Consider the following 7,148-nt stretch of genomic DNA (forward strand, 5'->3'; position numbering starts at 1 on the left):
AATAATGTAAACGTTTTCATTATGAGGAGGGGGAGTTATATGTATACTTTTATTGGCGGTCTTATTCTATTAGTCGTAGGGTATTTCACGTATGGTAAGTTTGTTGAAAAGATGTTTGGTGTTAAAGAGGATCGAACAACACCTGCATATGTCAATAGCGATGATGTAGATTATGTACCAATGTCTACGAAAAAGAACGCATTAATTCAGTTGTTAAATATTGCTGGTGTTGGACCGATTTTCGGACCAATTATGGGAGCACTTTATGGACCAGTCGCATTTATATGGATTGTGTTTGGTGCGATTTTTGCAGGAGCGGTACATGATTATTTGACTGGCATGATTTCAATTCGTAATCGTGGTGCACATCTTCCCGAATTAGCAGGTAAATTTTTAGGGAAAGTCATGAAACATGTAGTAAACGTCTTTGCAGTTTTACTTCTACTATTAGTAGGAACTGTGTTTGTATCTTCACCAGCAACCTTGCTGTACAACTTAATGGATGGTTGGATGGCAATGGGCGTAATTCTTGCAGCAATTTTTATTTATTACATACTAGCAACATTACTTCCGATTGATAAAATTATCGGACGTTTCTATCCGTTCTTTGGCGCATTGCTAATTATTAGTGCGGTAGGTATCTTGATTCAATTAGTACTAACGGGTGCTCCAATTCCAGAGTTAACATTGAAAAATATGCATCCTGATAATCTTCCAATCTTCCCACTGTTGTTCTTGACGATATCGTGTGGAGCTTTATCTGGATTCCATGCAACACAAACTCCTATCATTTCTCGTACAACTCAAAGTGAGAAACAAGGACGCAAAATTTTCTATGGCATGATGATTGCTGAAGGGGCTATCGCCATGATCTGGGCTGCAGCTGCTATGAGTCTTTTCAACGGCTACGATGGATTAAACGATATGCTTGCAAACGGCGGACCAGCTGGAATTGTAAGTGAAGCTTCTACATTATTGCTAGGTTCAATTGGGGGCACATTAGCTATACTTGGTGTCATCATTTTACCAATCACTTCAGGAGATACAGCATTCCGTAGCGCTCGAATGATTATTGCAGATTACTTCAATCTTTCACAAAAGAAGATCATGAGCCGATTATGGATTGCACTTCCACTATTCGTTTTATCTTTTGCACTTACGAAAATTGACTTCACATTATTATGGAGATATTTCTCTTGGGCAAATCAATCCACAGCAGCTATCGCATTGTGGGTAGGAGCAATGTATTTGTTCATCGCTAAGAAAAACTACTGGATCGCTATGATTCCAGCCGTATTCATTACGATGGCGACAATGACGTACATTATAAATGCTCCAATAGGATTTGGTTTATCACTTAATGCAGCATACGTTGGAGCTGCAATTATAACCATTATTATTATCTTGTTGTTCTTTAAAGCAGCTAAGAAAAATAGAGCAGATAACCTACCTCTAGAAGTAGATGTCTCATCTTGGAGTCGTACTGAGTAATGGGCTGCTGCAGTCCGAATTACCGTAAGACTGTTAATGAACAAGAGGAAATAATAAATAAAAAAGGGATGGATACACCACCCATGGCATTAAAAATAGTATTAACTCTTACCTTTATAGCAGGTATCTTACTAGCTGTATTTATCAAATGAAAAAGTGCGCGAGCAATCGCGCACTTTTTTTGTGGAGAATTTAAACAACTGCCGATTTTAAAAATCTACTGCAAGGAAATATTAGTGAAATCCACGATTCCCGTTTGCAACTGTAACCCTTACTTCATTTGAGCTATATGTTTTATTATTGAGTTCTGCCTTAATGGTGACTGTAGAAGTTCCAGGTTTAATTCCTATTAATTGTGAATCTGAATTAATTTCCAACACATCAGGATTGCTTACAGAGATGGTGTACTGGTTATCACTCAATACAACTGATTCACCATTCACTAATTTTGCAGTGACGGTTGGCTTCACTGGCAGCCCCGTAATTAACTTGTTCTCAAGCTGCAATTCTATTTGCTTTACCTTCACTGACATTTTATATAAGTGAGAGCCGATTGCATAATAAATACTTCCATCTTCAGATAAATCCATTAGTTGAACTGAATCTTCTACTAGTTGTTCAGATTCCAATGTTTCTGGATTCACCACAGTCAGTTTTCTACCGAGTGTAGTATAGAGATTTCCATCTGGTCCCCATTTCAAATAATATGGTCTTAATTTAGATGAGTTATAAGCAGTGTCATAAATTTCTTTACTTTTAACAACTTCATATGTTTCTGGATTCATGGCAAAAATGGTGCCTTCTATCAATCCCCAAAGGAGACCGTCCGGACCAAACGAAAAATCTCCGATTGTCAGAGTAGGGGAATCCAGACCTGGGATATCTGGTTTGAATTCAGCTATTTTCTCTCCTTTTTCAACATCAAAAACGAACATCTTGGCTTCTGTTTCTACCGGGTTACTGCCAAAGCCTCCGTATATTGAAGTACCGCCAAATACTTTCCCGTCTTTGTAAGCTAGTCCAAAAATACTTTGGTTCTCAACGATATTCCGGTATGTTTGCGATTCAACTGTAATCTCTCCATTTTCCCCTGCTGTTTCTTCTAGAATAGTCAATGCACCGCCATGCTTTCCATTGCCCGGGAAAGTCCCGATAAAGAGTTTCCCATCTCCGCTTGTCATTGCGAATGGACGGTCTTGGTCTGACTCAATATCCAGGTAGAGACCCGGATTAGCTTTGCCATATTCATCATATTCTATCGGCAGCTTAGGATCGTATCGATACATTTTAGCTCCAGTATAGGTTCCGAAATAAACCTTCCCGTCTAATTGATTAATTCCCTCTGTCTGGTGGAAGGAAAAGTTTGTGTAGGTGTAAGCTTGCTGTTTTTCATCATAAATACTAAGTCCCCGCTGATAGCCGCCTGAATATACTTTGCCATTAATAGCTGCCAGCGCATTGATGGTTGCTCCTTGTGCATCAACGTCAGGAAAATGCACGGAATATTCCTTTGTTTCTGGATTGAAGAAAAATGAATCAGTAAAAGCAGTCATACCTGCCAAAACAGTTTCTCCAGTACTTAATGTAAGCCAGTTATGCGCTTTTACTGCAGTGGAACCAGGTAGAGAAGGAATATTTTCCACCTTGTCTATTGTGTCGGTTGCTATGTTATAAGAAAATAATTGATCTTGGAGTTTGTAATAAATTAAATCTGGATTGTATGGAGATGGCGATGAAATTTTACTTTGGAAAGAAATTGTACGGATATGCTCTTCTGTAGCTTCATCAATGACAAATAATTGGGAAGCCCCATGAACAAACAATTTCCCATCATAAATCGCAATTTCAGAAATTGTTCCGCTTTTCCCTGAAGTCGGAATTGGGATATCCTTCTTTTCACCAGTAGAACGGTCGTAACGGACGACTCCAGAGATAGTACCAATTCCAGTGTACACGTACTTATCCGTTACTCCTAACCCACGAGCATATTTTTGACCTTCTTTCATTGGTCCTAAATCTTTAAAACTATTGCTCTCGATGTCATATTCAAAAACTTTTGATTCATCGTAGGTAGCGCCGTATATTTTTCCGTCGGTACTGCTCTTTAAATCCCAAACGAAATCATCAGATGGATTTTTGCCGATGGTTTCCATTCGGTTTTCATCAGGAAGATAGCGGTAAAGAATACCGTTCATCGTGCTTGCAAAATACACGTTATTATCGCTTCCGACCGTCATTGCCCAAATAACATCTGAATGCGGAATCTGTTGTGAAAACTTCCGCTCGCCAGTTTCAGCATTAACGGCATAAAATACGGCAGGCGTTCCAGTAACAGCAATATACTGCAAATTTTCACCTTTACTGTTCTGACCGTAGGCTGCAACTTGAGATAATGGGCTCTTAACTGCTTCCCCTAAATCCACGGGCTCTTCAAACTGATCTTTCACTGAAAACCTTTGTTCTTTTGCATTAACTGCTTGAGATGAGGCAAATGGCATTACTGTTGTAATGACCATAATTAACAAGGTGACGATAATACTAATTTTAAATTTCAAAGCTTCTCCTCCTGTGATTAGGTTTATCTTGTTATCGCTATCACTCATTCAAACTCTAATTAGCATGTGGATTATTATGAATCTATTTATCAACTATTCATGAAAATCACTCCTTTCTTTAGTTTCCTTTACTGTCATATTTATACTATTAACTGTAAAAATAATTGTCAATATATTTTGTATTTTCTGAATATTAAAGGTTCTATCATCCTATATATGTAATTAATTTCTAGTTTTTAAGAACTACTTCAAACTCTGTTTCAGCAGTATTCTAAACTTCGGTGGTCTAAATCACAGTGAAATTGTCAAAGGAGAAAACAGAAAAAAGTGCGCGATTGCTCGCGCACTTTTTTTGTGGAGAATTTATACTGTTGCTTATGCATCCATAACTCAAGTTCTACATATTTTTACTTTGTTGAAGAAGTTTCGATTCTCCTGTACGTTCCCATTCTTCTACTATTTCATATGCTTTTTCAGGAGAGTAGCCTTTCCCCACAAGAACTCCCATTAGAATAAATTCTTGAAGTATGTGTGTAGAATTTATTCCTCTTTTAACATCCTCTAATCCTTCTTTTACTAGAAATTCAGTGTGCTTTATCCATTCATCTGGAGTCTTCCCAGAAATAACGGTCTTTCCATTGCCAAGACCGTGCCCTTCTTCGGCAGCTATTGCATCTGCTTTGGTAACATGAACGGTGCCAAATGGATGGTTAGGAGGAGCATATATGGAGTAAAGTTTTAGTGGGATAGTACCTGTATTGGTTAGATTATGCCATGTTCCAGCAGGTAGCATGATGGCAGAATCATCATAGACATGTCTTTCAAAGTTTAAATTATCTCTACTCTTGCCCATTTGAACAATGCCCTGTCCCTGTTCAATACGAAGGAATTGATCAACGTCAGGATGCATCTCCAAACCGATATCTTCGCCAACATTGAGACTCATTAAAGTAACTTGTAAATGTTTTCCGGTCCATAAAGCAGTACGATAGGTATTGTTTTGCTTTGTTGCTTCATTGATGTTAATGACAAATGGTTTTGGTCCATAATCTTTTAACGAAATAATGCTCTCACCATTGTAAGAGCGAAAAGAATCGTTTACATGCTGGATTCTCTGAGGACAAGCCCAGCACACAGATTGTCCTCCATAGTTATACATTGGTGGATTAGCATAATGAGGATATTGATACATATGAGGATGATAGTACATTTTCCCAATCCCTTCACAGTTTATAAAATTATCCTATGCTACTTATGAAAGGGATGTGCTTTTGAAAAATATCATCCTACGTATTCAAAGTCCAGGTTGAGGAGTTCATTCCGTTACTGCAGGAAGCACTTTCCAGTCTTTTTACAAATCATTCCTTATGTTAGGTATAAAACAGGTACCTTGAATCGTAAAATGAAGATATGAGTGTAAAAATTTGGAGGGGATGAAATGGATTCAGGGAGGTATAGATTTCCAAAAGTTGAAAGGAAATTTAAAGAACTAGTAAGAGGACTGAAACTTTCAGAACGTAGGCAGATCGTGAACGATTTTCTAGATAAAAGAAAAGAAAAGAAGCTTAAGAGGGAAAAGGCATTCGAAACGAGAGAGCCAGTAAGCATAATTGGAACGATTTATGAGATTTTTGGAATGACTGCCGTTATGTCGGTAACTGTTCTGTCGATAATGTTCGTTTTAATCTTGTCATTTGTCATGAACGATTTTCTTACGTATTTTCGGGATTTCGGATGGCTTTCTTTAGGCTTGGCAGGAGTTTTGCTTACAGTCGGCTGGTATAAACCTTATAAAATGTGGAGTTTATTCGTAACGTTTATGGGTGCTTTTCTATTCGTGATTACATTCGGTCCACTTGTTATTGAAGCCTATTCTGGTAGAAATCTAATTGATGTTAATTTTAGAAATGGCTACTGGATGACATTAAAATCTACACTAGTCTTTGTCAGCTACCTAACATGTGGAACTGCGTTTATTACCTGGATATATTTACTTTCGAAAGGAAGACGACAAAACCCATTAAGAAAGTTTCGTCATGTTAGTACGATAACGAAGCAAAGAGTGACGCAACTTGTGGTTAGGATCAAATCAACTTAATTAGTGGTTAGAGCGGCTGAAATTTCATCTTCAGCCGCCTTTTTCATTAACAAAGAAAGTCACTTCTTTCGTTTACAAAAGCGGTGGGTAGCTGTAAATCATGTTTTATTTATGCTTCGCGGGGTACTAAATAGTAAAGACTAAGAGGAGATGAAGTGATGATTCAGGAAAAAAAGACTTATTATGTTGATATAACGGCAGAAAGCATTTTAACTGAACCTGTGGAGACGCCTAGTTTTGTTATTCAGGCTACTGATCAGGAAGTACATGTTTTGCAGTCGGTTTTCGATGACAAAGATCGAGCAGATTTAGAATCATATGTGAAAGCACATATTCCATTTGAAAACCAAGATGAAAATGCGCATTATGATAAAGCTCAAAAAGTCCTGTACGCGATTATTTATCACTTGGGTGATGAAACTGCAAGGCGCCACATTGATGAAATGGGGATTTTAACAGACCGTAAATCAGATGACCCTAAAGATATTCGTGATTTAAGATAGAAGTAAAGCGGCTGAATATATTTCAGTCGCTTTTTTTTGATTAGGTTCAGTTAGACGATATTGTTGATCTTCGTTCCAAGGCCCTATCATGTTTCGAAGCGAGCAGAGCGAAGCAGCGCACTTTCATGTTTCGAAGCTAGCGTAGCGATGCAGAAACAGAAACAGAAACAGGCGGACGTTTTCCGCGGGCGGTCCACTAGCCTCCTTGGGGCAACAGGATCTTGGTTACGAAGGCATTGTCAAATTTCTTAGCCCTGCATTTTGCGACGAGTAACCGCAGGAGCACCATATTTTCCCGCCGTCTTCTACTACAATCATTCTAGTGAATAAGTAAATGAGATAGCTTTCGATTTAGTGATATGGAGCAAAACAGTGAAGACTCCAGCGGGAACAGCGCAGTGCAGAAATCCACTCGGACGTTAAGTCCGAGTTAGTTCGGCGCAAGCCCGCGGAAAGCGTAACTGTTTTGCGGAATATCAACAGCAACATTTAACATAGCCT

5 protein-coding genes are annotated in these 7,148 nt (G+C 38.4%); 3 read left to right on the top strand and 2 right to left on the bottom strand.

All coding sequences use genetic code 11. The features are described from left to right. Positions 1–39 precede the first annotated feature (39 nt). Entirely contained in the window at positions 40–1,491 is a 1,452-nt protein-coding gene (locus WBG45_RS00590; RefSeq protein ID WP_424411857.1) for a carbon starvation CstA family protein, read from the top strand. A 233-nt stretch (positions 1,492–1,724) separates the two neighbouring features. Here WBG45_RS00590 and WBG45_RS00595 read toward each other — a convergent pair whose 3' ends face one another. Together WBG45_RS00595 and WBG45_RS00600 are read right to left on the bottom strand one after the other, a co-directional pair. Beyond that, positions 1,725–4,046 (bottom strand): hypothetical protein, encoded by a 2,322-nt coding sequence (locus tag WBG45_RS00595; RefSeq protein WP_424411858.1) that lies wholly within the window; start codon positions 4,044–4,046, stop codon positions 1,725–1,727. Positions 4,047–4,443: 397 nt separating this feature from the next. Continuing rightward, on the bottom strand, positions 4,444–5,238 hold the full coding sequence (locus WBG45_RS00600; protein WP_424411859.1) for a cupin domain-containing protein: 795 nt from the start codon (positions 5,236–5,238) through the stop codon (positions 4,444–4,446). Positions 5,239–5,484: 246 nt separating this feature from the next. Here WBG45_RS00600 and WBG45_RS00605 point away from each other — a divergent pair, with 246 nt between their 5' ends. Further along, positions 5,485–6,144 (top strand): hypothetical protein, encoded by a 660-nt coding sequence (locus WBG45_RS00605; RefSeq protein ID WP_424411860.1) that lies wholly within the window; start codon positions 5,485–5,487, stop codon positions 6,142–6,144. A 158-nt stretch (positions 6,145–6,302) separates the two neighbouring features. Then, positions 6,303–6,647, top strand: a complete 345-nt coding sequence (locus WBG45_RS00610) for a hydrolase (RefSeq protein WP_424411861.1) — start codon at positions 6,303–6,305, stop codon at positions 6,645–6,647. Positions 6,648–7,148 lie beyond the last annotated feature (501 nt).

Source organism: Paenisporosarcina sp. (assembly GCF_049671445.1).
Taxonomy (GTDB): Bacteria; Bacillota; Bacilli; order Bacillales_A; family Planococcaceae; genus Paenisporosarcina.